Below are 15,843 nucleotides of genomic sequence, written 5' to 3'. Positions count from 1 at the left end.
TCTACGTATCCAGGCATCCAGGCATTCCGCCCCCTCAGGAGACACCCGCACCATGAAACCCCTTGGCACCGGCGACCCCATCCGCCTCGGCCCTTATCGCCTCATCGGCGTGCTCGGCGCGGGCGGCATGGGCAAGGTCTACCTCGGGCAGGACGCCCACGGGCAGGCGGCCGCCGTCAAGGTCCTGCTCCCCGAGCTGGCGCACGACCAGCAGCTGTCCCAGCGCTTCGTCCGCGAGGCGCAGACCGCACAGTCCGTCGACAGCCCGGGCGTCGCGCGCGTGCTGGGCGCGTGGACCGAGGGCGGGCGGCCCTGGATGGCCACCGAGTTCCTGGCCGGGCCGACGCTCCACGAGGCGATCGAGCAGTACGGGCCCCTCGACGAGGCGAGCGTGCGTCAGCTCGGCGCCGAACTCGCCGCCACGCTCCGGGACATCCACGCCGCGGGCCTCGTGCACCGCGACATCAAGCCGTCCAACATCGTGCTGACGTCCCGGGGCGCGCGGGTGATCGACTTCGGCATCGCGCGCCCGGAGCACGGCATGACGCTCACCTCCACCGGCCAGGCCCCGGTGACGCCGGGCTACGGCGCGCCGGAGCAGGTGCTGGGGCGCCGGGTGGGACCGCCGGGGGACGTCTTCTCGCTGGGCGCGGTGCTGGCCTACGCAGCCGGCGGGCGCCGTGCCTTCGACGGCACGAACGTGGCGGCCGTGCAGTACAAGGTGGTGCACGGCGAGCCGGACCTGGAGGCCCTGTCCGAGCCGGTCCGCGCGCTCGTCGAACCGTGCCTGGCCAAGGACTCCGACCGGCGCCCGCTCCCGGCCGGGATCGTCGCGGCGATGGCGCCGCCGAAGGGCGCCGGGCGGGTGTGGCGGAAGGGGCCGCTGGCCGACGACATCGCACGGCGCGAAGCGGAAGCGGAGCGGACGACCACGCTTCCCCACACGAGCCCGTACACGGTCCCCTACACGAGGGCCGCCGCACCGGCCGGCACGTCCCGGCGGCGCTTCGTGACCGCCGCCCTGGCGGCGGGCGGCGGGGCGGTCCTGGCCGCGGGCAGCGGCGGAGCCGTCTGGTGGCTGCGCGACCGAGGCCGCAAGCGGGACCCCCGGCCCGTCGAGAAGGAGGCCACGCCGCGGCCGCAGCCCTGGGACGCCGAGCGCCAGGCGCCCCCGGGCACCTCGGGTACCTCCGGCGTCACGGCGCCGCGGCCGCTGTGGGGGCCGGTGGACGGGCCCTTGGGGCTGGCCGTTCCGGCGCTGCCGGTGCGCGATGTGGTCGTGACCCTTTCGAAGGGCGGGCCGACCGCCTTCTCCGTGACCGACGGACAGGTGAAGTGGAAGTCCGACGGTGATACGTGGGCGCAGTGCGTGGCCGCCTCGGACGAACTCGTCGTCACCGCGAACCTTCTGGGGAAGCTCATAGCCCTCGATACGTTGACCGGCGCGGAGAAGTGGTCCGCCGACGTGGCCGCGACGGCGTGCGTCGCGGCGGACGCGAGCACCGTCTATTTCACGGCGAAGGAGCCGGACCAGGGCCCGGGCGCACCGGTCTCGAAGCTGTGCGCGTTCGACATCGCCTCCCGCACGGTCCGCTGGACCGTACGCGTGCCCGTGAAGGTGGACCTGGTCCACACGGCCGTGGGAGCACTGGGCGAGGGACGGCTCGTGATCTGCGGCCCGGACGGCGACGCCGTGGGCATCGACACCCGCACCGGCCGGGAGATCTGGCGGCTGCATCAGCGGCCGGGGGCCCGGGAGGCCATGGCCCCCGTGGTCGTGGGCGACGTCGTCTACCTGGGCGGGAAGACCCTCACGGCGCGGCGCCTCGACGACGGCGGCGAGGTGTGGTCCGTGCCCACGAGGAGCGGGTTCAGGAAGTCGTTCGGCGGTTGGGGCCCGCCGACCGTCGACGGCGACGCCCTGTACGCCATGGACGGCCCGGAACTCTGCCGCCGCAACAGGCACGACGGCAAGCTCGACTGGAAGCGCGCCCCCGAGAAGAAGTCCGACGTCGCCCCACTGGTGGCCCCCGTGGTCCAGGGCAAGAGCGTGTGGATCGTCCCCTCGGTACTGGGCGCGCGGGGAGTGCTGGCCCTGCACAAGGACTCAGGGAAGCCGGCGTGGAACTACACGCGGGGCGGCGGCGATCTGTGGACGATCTCGGGGGCGGGGAATCGCGTGTTCGTGGTGTGCGGGGGGACGTTGACGGCGCTGCCGGTGTTCTGACGGGGGCGGGTTGTTCCCCGTCGCCTATTGGCTACCGGGGCGGTTTGCCGTACTTGCGCCGGTAGGCGGCAGTCCCGTGCCGCCGCTCGGCCCGGTTGTTGGGAATCAGGGCCGCGGCGTCGGCGGCCTCGCGCTCGCGGTCGTTCTCGTACTCGCGCACGCGGCGTTGGTAGTCGAGGCGGGCGCCGAGTTCGGCTGGGGTGTGGAGCACGAAGATCGTTGCCACTATCTGGCCGAAGGCGAACGCCAGCAGGGCCGGGAGAATCGGCGCACCTACGATAAGGATCCAGCGGCCGTTCATTCCATCGCCAACTGCGTTCCTTCGTCGGCGCCTATACGGCTGCCACGCTTCCTTGGGCGTCAGCATCTCCACCGGTCGGCGCCGTTGCCGGACCACACCCCAGGCGAACGCGCCACACGCCGCGAGGGCTTGCGTTACGTCCAATGCGTGATGAACGGAATGGGAAAAGTGAAGTGAGGAGGTGGCGCCCTCATAGCACGCCACCCCAACCGGCCCGACGAGAGCAAGAATGAGTAGCTGCAGGAGTCCCATGGAAAATCGGCGAACCCAGTAGGCGACACTTCGCTTGACCCAAGTGGTACCCCACAGGGGAATCGCCTCGGGTTCCACGGCCTCATGAAGCGCGAACCGCATCTGATTACTCATCTCAGAAGAGGCTCTTTATCCCGTGCCACACGCTCTTGGATTTGCCGCCCACCCAATGTGCCGAACTGCTCACTATGTTCTTCGTAGAGCTCCACGCCCCTGAATGACCTCCTGGCAGCCGCTCGCGAAGGGGCTGAGTCGTTCCCTGAGTCACAGATCGTTGACCAGTTTTGCGGCTTCGGTCAGCGGGAGCATCGGGTACTGACGCTTGAGTTCGTGGATGACACCCGCACGCCCTCTTTCTTCTCGTATTTGCCTCAACACCGCCACGTCAACTGACGACTTCAGCTCATCGAGCGACGAAAATCGACTCATGTACCAATCACGTTGCCGCCGCCTGACCGCGTAAGCCTCAGCAAAGCCGGGACATACGATGCCCACAACAAGAAGAGTCGCGAACAAGGGCCGGTTCAGGTCGCTCGCCTGGAAAATCCATGCAGCCAACGCGAATGATGTGGCCGCCGCGCACCAAAGAGCGATCCGAGGTCCGTACATGAGATGGCCATCCCTCACTGTCACCTGGTAGCGGTCGGCCACTGGCCCCCGGGGAAGGCACTGTTGTCGTGTGCCTCGCCCTCGACCACCGCCATCTGCTGGGCCTGAACGGCGAGCGCGGCCGTCAGGCCTGCCACCGCCCCACCGATAACAGCGTAGCCAACCGCCGTTTCACCCACCATAAGTCCGGCGCCAGCCCAAGAAAAGACCACGGAACCGGCAGCGGCTATAGCAGCAATCACAGCCGCAATGAGCTGCACCAGAAAGACAGCCAGCGCAATGTAGAATGCGACTCCCGCGACCGCAGAAGCGGTAAGCGCACCGGCAATCTTGTCCGAGCTTGTTTCAATCTGGGTGGCAGCCGTCGGCTGCCCCTTGACGGCCCCGGTGTACGCGTCGGCCCCTTCCCCCTTCCAATGCTTGGGAGCCTTGAGCGCCTCAGGAGCGGTGTTGCCCGCGATACTTGAAGCTACCCCGCGTATTCCTCCCCCTTGCCACTCCTTCGCATCGAAGAACATGATCACGGGTGCCGCAGCACCCTTCAAGAACTCCCCTACCTTATTGATCACCCAAGAGCCCACCTCGATGACCTTGTTCACTGCCCATATCAGCGCCTTCCCAACAGCGCTCGGCACGTACCACTTGTTCGCAGTCGAATTTGCCGCAGTGGCAAGCTCCTCGAGCTTCTTCCTCAGCTTCTCAAGCCCCGAATCCAGCTTGTCGATTGTTGCCTGATGCTGTGCAGCATTAAAACTCATCGTCATCCCCGTTTCTCAGTACGCGCCTTCGATATGCTGCTTGGTGTCGGCTTCGTGATTGTCGTAAGCCTTCGCATTTTTCACCAGCGCATCTGCAACTTCCTTCATCCGCTTCTCCCCCTCGGCGCATCGAGCCGAAATCTGGTTGATGGCAGATTCGTACGCAGAGTAGATGACCTGGAACAGGCCGGCTTCGATGCGGCTGATACGCATGCCATCGACCTTGTGGGCCACACCCCCGATCGCCGAACTCTGCTTGTCCCACATGTCCGCGTCGGTCCGCAACCCGTCGGTTATTACCTTCAGATCGGCATCGCCCATGTTCGCGCCCCTCCAGATATCAGTCGATGAAATTCTGCGGATTCTGCATTATGGCCAGCGCTTCATTGAGAAGGCCGTTCAGGTGCAAGTGCGAGAGGTCGGTATTCGTGTCTGCTTCCGCACTGGCAAGTGCTGCCCGCGCCGACGCAAGCGCTTCAGAGAGTGCCTGATTCAACCCGACCGAGGACTGCTGGGCAGCCCACTGGGGGTCCACTTCACAGGAGACCAAAGAGTCTTTGGTGACCGTGATGACAACTCGACGCCCTGCGGACTTACCTGAGGCTTGCAGCGGTACGGAAGACTGCACCTCCAACTGGTCAAGCGCGTCGAACGCCGACAGCGCGTCCTCAGCCACCTCGTCGAGACGTCGCGGAATCACATATCGCAGATCCCGTTCGGGGAATGGGGGCTCAGCTTCACCATGAGAACCGGTCTCCGCCGCCTTGCCAACGTTGTTGTTCCCTGCCAACTGCTCGGCCTTGCGCTGCCAGTCCGTCTTCTCAAAGGCGCGTGCCCAAACGGCCATCCGCTCGGCCGTAGCCGAACCATACGCCTCGGCTACGGCGGCGCCGATACGTTCCGGCGATTGCCGACGCTGCCAGTCTGTCGACACCTTGATGAGATCAGGAAGTCCATCGACGCCCAGCCGCACTGTGACGGCCCCCTGAGAGTCGGATCCATCGGCACACTGCGGTATTCGTTCCTGCATGCTTGACATCGCCCGCTGCAGGTTCTCTGCATACTGCTGAAGCTGCCGAAGTTCCTTGAGGAGATGGTCTGTCATGCTTCCCCCTTATAGGTTTTCACGGTGTCGCCCTTGACCAGTCAGCGCCTGGCCCTGCGGCGGAGAAGAACAAAACACCCGGCTCCGATAGCGGCCACAACCAGTGCGCCGACGACTGCCCAGGGGAGGACGCTGCTGCTTTTCTTGCCGTCCACGTCCTTCGGCTGGGCGCCTGCCGGGGGCTGACTCGGTGCAGCCGAGTCTCCGGCGGACGGTGACGGCGACTGCGACTGCTTCGCTTTGGCGGCCACGAGCGGATTGACATCGGCCGGGCCCGGGTCGCCCTTGCCTTCGAGGACGGGGATACGGGGGCGGATGGAACCCCAGCCGATGTAGTCGCTGGGAATCTTGCCGGTGGTGGGCCTGCCCGCGGTATCCATCAGTACGCGGAGGACTTGATTGCCGGTCCAGTCCGGGTGCATCGACCAGACGAGGGCGGCGCTGGCAGAGGCCAAGGCGGTGGCTTGGCTGGTACCGTTGCTGCGGCAGTAGCCAACCTCACCCTTACTGCAGGGAATGGGAATTTCGTCACCAGGCGAGCCAAATGCAACTTGCGGCCCGTAGGTTGACGACTTCGTTACAGTGTAGTCCTTGTCAATGGCCCCGACACCGGCTACACCGGTGTTTCCAGACGGGAAGGAAACGATGTTGGTGTCCTTGCCGTCGTTGCCTGTCGCCGCAAAAATCAGCTTGCCGCGCTTGAGCGCATAATCCACGGCCTCTTGAATCTCAGGCTTCTGATATGGCCGAACCGTAGGTTCAGGGACTCCGATGGAAATGCTGATGATCTTTGCATCGCTGTCGGCTGCATAGCGGAGTCCTGCAACAAGAGACCCGACGCTGCCCAGCTTCGGGTCGGCACCCTCTCCGGTCACCTTTACCGGCAAGATCTTGGCCCCCGGAGCGAGGCCCTTGACGCCCTGATCGCTCAGGCCGCTCCCGGTGATCAGCGTGGCCATGGCCGTGCCATGCTCGCCGGTACTGTCACTGCCGTCTTCCGAACCGTGCAGGGTGAAGTTCTTCCCCGGCAGGATTTTTCCTTCAAGTTCCGGCTGAGACGCCTTCAGTCCGTCGTCGAGAAGCGCAACGGTGACACCCGAACCGGTAGTGACCTTCCACATTTGTTCGGCCTGCATCGTTTCCAGATACCACTGCCGCTCGCGCATGGTGTCCGCAGTCGCTGACGGCGCAACAGCCCCGCCGATGACGAGCAAAGAGCCGAGGGCGGACACCACGGACAGTCCTCGCTTACGCATCTGCTTGACCGTTGAACTCAATGTCATCCACTCATTCTTCACTCGCCATCGACTTCCGCTGTTTCGGAGCCTCTGCTACTCGATCACAGGCGGCACAGCTTTGTGCTCACCCGTCGACCAGGTTTCCTCGTCCTCGGTCAGGTAGTCCGGAACACCGGCACCGTCATGCTGATCGTCCGATGTGCGCTGAGCACTTCGGGGCGCGCCCGCCATGGGACCGACACGGCCAGCCGAATCCGCCCTGTCGCGAACCAGTCCCGACCCGCCTGGCGTGAACTCCTTGCGCGCACCCTGGGAACCACGCGGCGCACCCACGACTCCCCCGGGTTCGGAAATCAGCCTCCGCGATCCACCGGCGTAGCCGGAGCCGCCGGTTCCCGAACGCATGCTTCCCGGAACTCCGCCACCTGCCGTTCCCCGGCCCATCGACTGTGCCGATTCGCCGCCGATGACCGTGCCCCGGGGCATACCTCGCGAGGGACCTGCCGTACCGGGCTGCCCCTGGCTCGGCATACCGCCGATGATGCCCGTATCGGCTCGCGGGATGTTGGGCCGTATCGTGCCGAAGTCGCCGATCTTGCTCATGCCACCACTGGGCATTTTGGCGGTACCGCCACCTGTACGGGGGCCAGTCGTCCCCATGGTCGAGGGACCGATCACAGTGGGCAGCGGCGGCACGACGGGCATTCCGGCAGGGCCCGTGGTGTGACGCGTAGGAAGCGGGCCCGGGCCGGAAGGGATCGGTGACGTGGGCACCGTCGGCATCGGAGTGCCATCGATGTTCGTTCCGGTGGAATCCGGCATCGGAGTGCGGTCAATGTGTCCCGGAGTGTGCGGGACGACCACCGAGCCCGGTCCCGAAGACGGATCCACGGCGTGGTGTGCAGCAGAAACCGTGCTGTGTGCGCCAGAAGAGCCGACACTGCCCGATGCGCTGGCATGCACCAATGGCATTGCGCCACCAGAACCTCCGGAGGGCCCGCCGGAGTGAACTCCCGAAGCACCGTATGCCTCGGAGTTGTCCGAATAGCCGGGCATCACCGTGCCAGGTGGCGGCTCAAGCCTCGGCAGCTCCGCATTCGAGATCTGCCAAGTCGAAGATCGGTACGAGGAAGCAATCCTTGCCATCTGCTGGGACGCCTCGCCGCGGAGCTTCTCCAGCTCAGCCACCCTCGCCTTTTCCTTGTCGGCGTCGGCAAAGCACTCATTCATCGTCCCCGCAGGAGCCTTCGGCATCGCGGTGAGCGCATCCCTGAGGTCCACGCCAGCCTGATGCATGTACTTCCCGGCGGTACCCGAGTAGTCGGCGAGCTTGAGGATCTGCTTGGAGAAGTTGTCACCCCATTCATGGAAGGCCGATCCACCCTGGCCCTCCCACGTCGTCCTGGTGACATGCCCCTTGAGGTCGTTACCGATCTTCTCGATCTCGTCCTTGGCGTTGAGCAGGGCCTGGCCCTTGTTTATCAGCTCGTTGGGATCGGCCCCCTGGATGCAAGCCATCATCACTTCGAACGACATGTGCTCGAAGTTCGTGGGACCAGAATTAGCCATTGTCCATACCCCCGTTCTTCTGAACTCCGGTCACTGCACGCCCGTACCGCCGGGCGTACCCCCACCATCGCCCTTGCCCTGATCCTCGGGCTTGGGCGTCTTGGCCAAGGTGTCGCCCCACTTCTGCTGCTGCTGCCAGTACTCCTGGCTGCGCTTCTGAATGGCGGCCAGCTGGCGGCCGTGCTCGCCGTCGACGTGCTGGTAACCCTTGTCCGCCGCGGAAACAGCGATACCCATCGCCTCGAGGTTGTCGCCGAGCGCCCTCGACAGGAGTTCCAGGTAGCCGTGGACCATGTCGTAAGCCGAGGACAGGGCGTGCGCCTCGTCGAAATTCCCGTAGGCGCCGCCCTTCACCTTCTGGTCGGCTATTTTCGTGTGCGAAGCAGCCGACGCATCGAGCTTCTCCAGCAGGCCGTCGACTCGCTTCTTGAAGTCCTGCAGCGACTCGCTGGGAGCATTCAGATCCGACGATCCGGATCCCATGAAGCACCTCCCCTAGTGCTCTAGTGCCATAACGCAACAGGCGTGGGTGCGGTCCGCGGCATAAGCCGGAGCCCGCATCCCACACCCGGGTGCGACGGTGCGCTGTGCGCTTGCTTGCGTCCTAGTGGTGGCCGAAACGACCGGCCTGCGCCTTGTCGTTGGCCTGGTAGTCCTCGGTGGCACCCTTCATCGCCTTCGCGATGTCGACCAGCGTGGTGTGCATGTGCTCCACGTTGGTGTCCCAGTTGCGGTGCCGCTCGTGGAACGCCTGCTTGGTCTCACCGTCCCAGCTGTTGACGACGTCCAGAACCCGGCGGTTGAGGTCCTGCAGCTGGGTGTGGATGGTGTCCGCGGTGGACTGGACCTGATTCGCAGCCTCGACGACCGCGGAGTACGTAATCTCCATTGACGCTTCTCTCCTGACGCGAATGCGAACGAGCTACTAGCCGCTGAACCGGCCCAGGATGCTGCCCCCGGCACCGACACCCTTGAACTTGTTGAGCTGGTTGTGCTCCTCCTGGGTGAAGCCCTTGTCGCTCGCCTCAACGGCTTCCTTGGTGAAGGCCAGCAGCTCCTTCAGGCGGCGGACATCGTCATTCACCTGGCGCTGCAGTTCGTTGTACGCATTCGCCGCGATGCCCTTCCAGTGACCCTCGACCGCGTCGATCACGCCATTCAGGGCAGCGACCCTGCCCTCGAGCGTGTCGTGCATGTGGCCAAGATCCTTGGCCAAGCCGCTGAGCCGATCGTCTTCAAGCTTCAGCTTGTCGCCCATTGCGCACCTTCCCCCCATGAATCGGATGTAGTGCGACAGTCCACCCGAGCGGCCGTCGTATACATCGGACCGAAGTTGTCAACCGTCACTCTATCCACTCGTACGAACGGCTTCCAACCGACAAAGCGTCCGCTCAACTTCTGTGACGAGAACGGGAAGAAGCCCTGCCGCCCATCGCCCTCGATTGCTAGCGTCGGCCTTCGTTACCTGCCCGTACCGTCATCGAACGAGGAGCCCCGGCCAGTGGCTACTGAACAAGAGAAGACCGAGCTGTACGCCATGGACATCTCGGACGCCGAGTGGCTCAGTGCGCCCGGCGACACCTCCGAGGAGCGTGTGGAGATCGCGTACCTGCCCGGCGGAGCCGTCGCCATGAGGTCCTCCGTCGACCACGACACGGTGCTGCGGTACACCAAGGCGGAGTGGGACGCCTTCGTCCTCGGCGTGCGCGACGGCGAGTTCGACCTGGAGCCCTGAGATTCCGTCCGTGGGGGCGGAAAATCGCCCCCACAGCACCCCCCCACCGGCCCCCACGGCGCTCGTCAGCCGCGGCTGCCCTCCGGCGCGTTGAACGCCAGGATCACGCCGTCGTTCTCGTCGACGAGCGTGCCGTCGTTGATCAGGAGCAGCCGCCCGTTCGCCAACCGGGGGAAGCCCGCGACCTTGCCCATGATTGACTCGTTCTTGCGGTCCCGCGCCGCGTCAGAGTGGTCGACCGTGCTCAGGGCCTTGCCACTCGCTGTGGAAACGTAGGCCAGCCGGCCGGGGCGGTCCTGGGTCGCGGACGTGTAGACGGCCAGCCTGCCGTCGTGCACGGCGACCGGCGCGGTGGTGCGATTGGTGTCGCCCTTGTAGGTCCAGCGTTCTTTCCCGCTGGTCAGGTCGTAGGCGACCGTGACACCTTGGCCCGCGACGTAGAGGCTGTCCTTGCCGACGAGCGCTCCCGTGCAGCCGGACGTCGCGAGGAAGCAGTCCCCCAGGCGCCAGTAGCTGTTGTAGGGGATGCGCATCTGCTCCTTGCCGGTAGCCGGGTCCAGGGTGACGAAGTCGAACCGGTTGTCGGAGCCTCCCTTGCCGGGGCTCTGCGTGATGATCAACGGCCGGGTCGAGACGATCGAGAGGAATCCGTCATTGCGCGGAACCGTCGTACTCCACCGCGGTTTGCCCAGCTTTCCGGGGTCGAGCGAGCGGATCGTGATGTCCTTCTCGCCGCAGTAGGTGATGGAGATGAGCTGGGCGCCGCCCGCCGCGTCGACCCAGTCGCAGGCATTCTGCTTCTGCTCGTCCACGCGCTGTCCGTCGGAGAGCCTGCGCGTCTGCTCTCCCGAGTTCCAGGTCATGTAGACGTGGCCGTCATGGAGGGCGATGCGCGGATCCGCCTTCCCCCACTTGTCGGGATTGAGCGTGTCTCCCAGTCCGAAGTCCTCGAGGACGTCCTCCTCCCATATCCGGTGGCCGTCGCGGAGGTCGAAGGCCCTCAGGCCGATGCAGTGGCTGCCGTACATGGTCGCAACCACGGCCACGTTGCCCTCGGACTCGCGGGAGGCCGCGCACAGCGTGCCGGAGAGGAGGCTGGACCACTTCTTCTCGCCGGACCGTATGTCATAGGCCGTCACCATGTCCGGTTCGGCCTTGACGACAAGGTCCGGGGTGAACCAGGTGCCCAGGGCCCTGTTGAGCTTCCCCTCCGGCTTCGTGCGGGACTGGGCCAGCCACGCCACCGTGCCCGCCGCTGGGCCCTGCTGCGCCTTCGCGGGCTTCTTGGACCCCGATGCGTCGCCCCCGGTGAAGTACCACGTCCCCCAGCCGCCCGCGGCGAGCAGGAGGACGAGCACCAGGCCGACGAGGAGCGGCTTCCGGCGCCCCGGGCCGCCTCCGTCCCCGCGGCCGGAGGACAGGCGGCTCGCCGTGAACTGCGACTTCACCGGTGGCGGTAGCGGCACCGACGGCGTCTGGGAGGGTTGGCCGTAGTCCGGTGACTGCGACACTGGGTTGGCTCCTGCCTTGTGGTCTGTCGGTGGTCTGTCAGTGGAAGGCCATCATCATGGTCTTGTCGGTCATGCCGTGGTCCGTGACCACATACAGGTGGCCGTCGTGGAAGTACACGGATCCGTAGCGTGCGAGGGCCAGTTCCCGCTCGGCGGATTCCTGCGGCAGCTTCATGTAGACGGTGGAGCTGCCGTTGGCGGGGTCGAGGGCGAGCACCCGCCCGCTTTCGTCCTTCGTGGCCTGCTGGTACACGAGCAGCTTTCCGTCCTGCACGGCCACCGGCCGGCTGCCCCGGGTACCGCCCAGCGGAACGCTCCACCGCGGCTTGCCCGTCTCCAGGTCCACCGCGGTGATCGCGTTGGGGCTGGCAAGGTCCTCGGTCACCCGGTCATTGCGCGTGGGGAGGTAAAGGGTTTTGCCCTCGACCACTGCCTTGCGGCAGGTCAGCCAGTCCCACTTGTGGCAGTCCTGGAGGTCGTACGGGCCCGACGCGACGGAAATCAGGTTCTGCAGACGGCCGTTCTCGTCCAGGTGCACGATCTCCGTGGGCTGGGTTTCGTTCTCCTTGGCCATGACCAGCACCGCGGGCTCCGCGGAGATGACGTTCTGCACCTCGAGGCCGTCCGGGACCTTCCACGTCCACTTCTCCCGGCCGGTCTTCGCGTCGACGTTCATGACGAACCGCCGGTTGAGGTGGCGGCATTCGGACATCATGAGCCGCTGTGCACCGTCCACGACGGAACCGCGCTCTTGGCAGCCGTAGTCCCGAGGCTTCTGCTGCGCTCCGCTGTCGGCCGAGTAGACCAGCGGTTCGCTGATGTCCGCGACCGACACGAGGCCGTGGTCCACGGTGATGGTGGCCATGTCGTGCACGTTGGTCTGGCCCTTGGCGTCCAGCAGCTTCTTGGTCCAGAGCAAGCGGCCGTGCTCCACGTCGACCACCATCAACGAGTCGCAGGCGAACTCCGCCTCGCCGTAGATGACCGCCGCCGTGCCGTCGCTCGCGGCGGGAGAGCTCTTGCAGGCGATTCCGGGAACGGGCACGGTCCAGTTGGATTTGCCGCTGTCGACGTCGTACCCGGTGACAGCCTTCGTCGTGGTCAGCACGACGTTGCCCTTGGTGAACCACGGCCTGGGCATGTCGCTGACGCTGCTTTTGTCGGCGTCGGGTACCTGCGCGACCCAGTCCAGCTTCGCCTCGGCCGAGTGCGGGGCGGGCTTGGGCTTGGGCGCGGGGTGGTCGTTCCCGCGCCCCCAGAGCAGCCAGCCTCCCGTCCCCGCACCCGCCACCACCAGCAGCAGGCCAAGCCCGAGGATCAGTCCCTTGCGCCGCCTGCCACCATTGTCGGAACCTTTCTTCGGATGTGGCGACGGGGCAGCTGTCTCCGGGCCGAACGGCTGTGGCGCCGGTCCGAAGCCCTGGGGTGGGCTCTGGTTGTACTGCGGCGTCTGAGGTATCGGTGGCTGCTGAGTCATGGGTTAGTCCCCGGGTTCCTTGAGTCCGGTACCGCGTCACAGATCACAGAAGGCTTCACACCCCGCGCCGCCGCCTGTGGTCCCGCGCCACCACCGCAAACCCGGCAATCATGGCGACCAGCACCCCTCCCCCGCCCAGCGCGTACGTCGCCAGGCGCTCCTTGCGTTCCTGCGGCGTCTCGCCCAGGGCGAGCGGGGCCGGGGACGGGGGGCGGATGTCGCGGGCCGGGTTCCTGTCCAGGGTCACCGCGTCGATGGGGTGGTCGTCGTCCGTCAGGGCGCGGACCGGGTCGACGACGCCCCAGCCGACGTAGCGGTCGTGGGCGTTGACGGCGCGTTCCGCGGTCTGCTCGATCTGGGCGACGACCTGGTGCTGCTTCCAGTCGGGGTGCTTGGCGCGGATCAGGGCGGCCACCCCGGCGACGTACGGGGCCGAGAAGCTGGTGCCGTTGTCGACGCACTGGCCGCCCTTGGGGACGGTCGAGACCATCTCGACGCCCGGAGCGGCGACCCCGATGAAGTCGCCGGGCTGGGAGAAGACGGCGCGTTCGTTGTTGCGGTCGGAGGCGGCGACGGCGAGGACGCCCTTGTACGCGGCGGGGTAGGTCTCCTTGACCGTGCCGTCGAGGCCGTCGTTGCCCGCGGAGGCGACGACCACGACGTCCTTGGCGAGGGCGTCCTTGACCGCCAGCTCCAGGTCGGAGTCGGGGCGCAGCGGCTGCGCGGTGTCCTGGGAGATGTTGATGACGTCCGCGCCGTCCGCCACGGCCTTGGCGATGCCCTGGGCGAGAGTCTTGGAGGTGCCGGTGCCCTTCTCGTCGTTCTGCCGGATGGAGATGACGACGGATTCCGGTGCGAGGCCGACGAATCCGGTGTCGGGCTGGGGGCGGGCGGCGATGATGCCGGCGACCTTGGTGCCGTGCCCGACGACGTCGTTGGTCTGGCCCTTGTTCTGGTCCTTGGCGTCGGAGATCAGGTCGGCGCCGCTCTTCGCGTCGACGGCGTCCTTGAGCTGGGGGTTGGCGATGTCGACGCCGGTGTCGATGACGGCCACGCGCACGGGGCGGCCCTTGGTGTTCCTGCCCTTGGTGTCCTGCCAGAGCTGGTCGAGGATGACGCGCTGGAGCGACCAGGGGGTGCCCTTGATCGGCTTGGCGGGGTAGGTGCACTGGCCGCTGCCCGCGAGCGTCAGCGAGGGCTGCGGGGCGGGCCGGAGCGGGGGCGCCGGGGCGGCGGCACCGGCCCCGGCTCCGGCGCCGGTGAGGGCGGTCGCCGCCAGCAGGGTCAGGGCGGTCCTCAGCGGGGCGCGGCGGAAGGTGGTCACGGGCGGTGTCCTGCGTGGTGTCCTGCGTGGTGTCCTCATGCCGGTCCTACGACCCCTGCGGCTGGGCGGCGCTGTTGGGGTCCAGGCGCGGTCCGGTCGGCAGGAACCCCGACCAGTTGGCCGGTACGGGCACGGGGTCCACGTTCTGGTAGCCGAGCCGGATCTGGGCCTTGTTGACCTCCTGCTGCGCGGCGGAGGGGGCGGGGCTCTCGTCCCCCTGTCCGGCGTCGTCGCCCGCCTTGCCCTTGTCCTTGTCGTCGTTGCCGATCTTCGACTTGTCCGTGCCGCTGTCGTTGTTGGACTGGACCGCGTAGCGCAGCCCGGTGTCCGTGACGAGGAAGAGGGACCCGCTCTTGGTCTGACGACCCGTCACCTGGCGGTAGAGGATGCCGGAGCCGGGGGTGACGTACGCACTGGTGGCGCCGTCGGGGATGGTGGCCGGGTAGTCGGTCCCGGCCCAGGTGCCCAGGTCCGGAGTGCCCTTGGCGTCGAGGCCGCCGAAGATGCTGCACACGGTGCCGGCGGCCGCGCCGCCCGTGGCCGGCTCCAGGGAGTTGGCCTGCCGGGGGACGCGCGAGGGCCAGCGGTACTGGCCGTAGAACTCGCTGTCGTCGGGGGTGAAGGCCGAGGCGTTGACCTTCTCGGGCACGCCCGCCTGGTTGAGCGGGGCCTGCGCCTTGCCGTTGAGGAGCAGCTTGGCGACGAACTCGGAGACGCGCTGCACCTTGCCGGGCAGTACGACGTAGTTCTGGGTGCCGTTGCCGGTGGGGGCCTCCAGGACCATGCCCACCTTGTTCGCCTTGGGCGGCAGGGTGCGCAGTCCGGCGTCCGAGCCGATCCGGCCCTGGATCTCGGGGAAGGTGATGGGCGCGCCCTCGGTGAAGGTGGCCAGCCAGTCCTTGGTGACGCGCTGCGGCTGGGCTCCGTCCTTGAAGATCGAGCGGAGCAGCAGGTTGTAGTCGGAGGACTCGCCGGTCTTCAGCTCGGCGGCGCCCAGCTGGTACCTGGTGCCCTGCGGGTCGATCAGGTAGCGGGTGTCGTCGGGGCCCTGCACGTACAGGGCCTGGTTGTCGTGCAGCCGCTGGGAGCCGGTCAGCTTCTTGAGCTTGGGGTCGCGGTCGGCGAAGAGGAAGACGGCCTTCTGTGTGGTCTTGCCGTTGCCGCCGGGCTGTTCGCACACGGCCCAGTGCTTCTTCCTGCCCGCCTCGGCGGCGCTGGGCATGCGGTCGGGGGCGTAGGGGATGCCGAGCGTGGGGCCGCGCGAGATGCGGCCGCTGTCCAGCTCGGACTCCTTCACCTTGATGACGGAGGAGTTCTCCTTGAGGAGCAGCTTGGCGGAGGCGAGGTTGAGGACGGGGTGCAGCTGCTTCTTGCCGTCCGTCTTGAGCACGACGTAGCGGGTGGTGGACTCGCTGCCGACGATGACGTGGGCGGCCTCGTCGTCCCAGCCCTTGGGGGCGGTGGGCTTGAACATGCCCCAGGCGCCGAAGCCCGCGACGAGCAGCGCGCCGACGACGATGCCGGGCAGAACGGTGCGCAGCGGGCGCGGAGCACCCTCTTCCGTGCCGGTGGGCGAGGGTTGCAGAAAGGCGGCGACCGTCCGCTTCCTGGCGAAGGTGTAGGCGTTGAGCTCATCCCGCCGTGATGCCATGTCGAGCCGTTTCTCCCCCGATTGATGCGCTTGGTCCGCCCCGGTCGGTCGGCGCCGCCCTGTCGGTCCCGGTGTCGTACCGAGCC

The 15,843-nt window shown here is 66.9% G+C and carries 16 protein-coding genes; 2 read left to right on the top strand and 14 right to left on the bottom strand.

Annotation, left to right across the window (positions count from 1 at the left end):
- The first annotated feature begins 52 nt into the window (after positions 1-52).
- Entirely contained in the window at positions 53-2,227 is a 2,175-nt protein-coding gene (locus AC1Z4A_RS24385; RefSeq protein ID WP_483681991.1) for a protein kinase domain-containing protein, read from the top strand.
- A 31-nt stretch (positions 2,228-2,258) separates the two neighbouring features.
- Here the strand turns inward: AC1Z4A_RS24385 and AC1Z4A_RS24380 are convergent, their stop codons facing one another.
- The 10 genes from AC1Z4A_RS24380 to AC1Z4A_RS24335 all read right to left on the bottom strand — a co-directional run bounded on the left by AC1Z4A_RS24380 (position 2,259) and on the right by AC1Z4A_RS24335 (position 9,317).
- Complete coding sequence (locus tag AC1Z4A_RS24380) at positions 2,259-2,438, bottom strand: hypothetical protein (RefSeq protein WP_483681990.1); 180 nt, start codon at positions 2,436-2,438, stop codon at positions 2,259-2,261.
- 606 nt (positions 2,439-3,044) lie between these two features.
- Entirely contained in the window at positions 3,045-3,389 is a 345-nt protein-coding gene (locus tag AC1Z4A_RS24375) for a hypothetical protein (protein ID WP_483681988.1), read from the bottom strand.
- Between the two features lie 20 nt (positions 3,390-3,409).
- A complete protein-coding gene (locus AC1Z4A_RS24370; protein ID WP_483681986.1) occupies positions 3,410-4,153 on the bottom strand; it encodes a hypothetical protein in 744 nt (247 codons plus the stop codon).
- Positions 4,154-4,162: 9 nt separating this feature from the next.
- Positions 4,163-4,468: a hypothetical protein gene (locus tag AC1Z4A_RS24365; RefSeq protein ID WP_483681984.1), complete on the bottom strand. Its 306-nt coding sequence runs from the start codon at positions 4,466-4,468 to the stop codon at positions 4,163-4,165.
- 19 nt (positions 4,469-4,487) lie between these two features.
- On the bottom strand, positions 4,488-5,252 hold the full coding sequence (locus AC1Z4A_RS24360) for a hypothetical protein (protein WP_483681983.1): 765 nt from the start codon (positions 5,250-5,252) through the stop codon (positions 4,488-4,490).
- Positions 5,253-5,293: 41 nt separating this feature from the next.
- The gene (locus AC1Z4A_RS24355) at positions 5,294-6,487 is read right to left on the bottom strand and encodes a S8 family serine peptidase (RefSeq protein WP_483681982.1); all 1,194 of its coding nucleotides are present in this window, start codon (positions 6,485-6,487) and stop codon (positions 5,294-5,296) included.
- 96 nt (positions 6,488-6,583) lie between these two features.
- The gene (locus tag AC1Z4A_RS24350; protein ID WP_483681981.1) at positions 6,584-8,026 is read right to left on the bottom strand and encodes a WXG100 family type VII secretion target; all 1,443 of its coding nucleotides are present in this window, start codon (positions 8,024-8,026) and stop codon (positions 6,584-6,586) included.
- A 63-nt stretch (positions 8,027-8,089) separates the two neighbouring features.
- A complete protein-coding gene (locus AC1Z4A_RS24345) occupies positions 8,090-8,542 on the bottom strand; it encodes a hypothetical protein (RefSeq protein ID WP_483681979.1) in 453 nt (150 codons plus the stop codon).
- Between the two features lie 121 nt (positions 8,543-8,663).
- A complete protein-coding gene (locus tag AC1Z4A_RS24340) occupies positions 8,664-8,948 on the bottom strand; it encodes a WXG100 family type VII secretion target (RefSeq protein WP_483681977.1) in 285 nt (94 codons plus the stop codon).
- 36 nt (positions 8,949-8,984) lie between these two features.
- Positions 8,985-9,317: a WXG100 family type VII secretion target gene (locus AC1Z4A_RS24335; protein WP_483681976.1), complete on the bottom strand. Its 333-nt coding sequence runs from the start codon at positions 9,315-9,317 to the stop codon at positions 8,985-8,987.
- A gap of 207 nt (positions 9,318-9,524) precedes the next feature.
- Between AC1Z4A_RS24335 and AC1Z4A_RS24330 the strand changes: the two genes are divergently transcribed.
- Positions 9,525-9,794, top strand: coding sequence for a DUF397 domain-containing protein (locus tag AC1Z4A_RS24330; protein WP_483683708.1), 270 nt, complete (start codon positions 9,525-9,527; stop codon positions 9,792-9,794).
- A gap of 65 nt (positions 9,795-9,859) precedes the next feature.
- Here the strand turns inward: AC1Z4A_RS24330 and AC1Z4A_RS24325 are convergent, their stop codons facing one another.
- The 4 genes from AC1Z4A_RS24325 to eccB are packed head-to-tail and all read right to left on the bottom strand — an operon-like array spanning position 9,860 to position 15,757.
- A complete protein-coding gene (locus AC1Z4A_RS24325; RefSeq protein ID WP_483681975.1) occupies positions 9,860-11,305 on the bottom strand; it encodes an outer membrane protein assembly factor BamB family protein in 1,446 nt (481 codons plus the stop codon).
- A gap of 37 nt (positions 11,306-11,342) precedes the next feature.
- Entirely contained in the window at positions 11,343-12,782 is a 1,440-nt protein-coding gene (locus AC1Z4A_RS24320) for an outer membrane protein assembly factor BamB family protein (RefSeq protein WP_483681974.1), read from the bottom strand.
- Between the two features lie 55 nt (positions 12,783-12,837).
- Positions 12,838-14,145 carry a type VII secretion-associated serine protease mycosin gene (gene mycP / locus AC1Z4A_RS24315; RefSeq protein WP_483681973.1) on the bottom strand — a complete coding sequence of 436 codons (1,308 nt, stop codon included), beginning with the start codon at positions 14,143-14,145 and terminating at the stop codon, positions 12,838-12,840.
- A 7-nt stretch (positions 14,146-14,152) separates the two neighbouring features.
- Positions 14,153-15,757, bottom strand: coding sequence for a type VII secretion protein EccB (gene eccB / locus AC1Z4A_RS24310; protein ID WP_483681972.1), 1,605 nt, complete (start codon positions 15,755-15,757; stop codon positions 14,153-14,155).
- Positions 15,758-15,843: the final 86 nt, after the last annotated feature.

It is taken from the genome of Streptomyces sp. 17_S59, from assembly GCF_056930295.1.
This window is presented reverse-complemented; position numbering and strand designations above follow the sequence as displayed.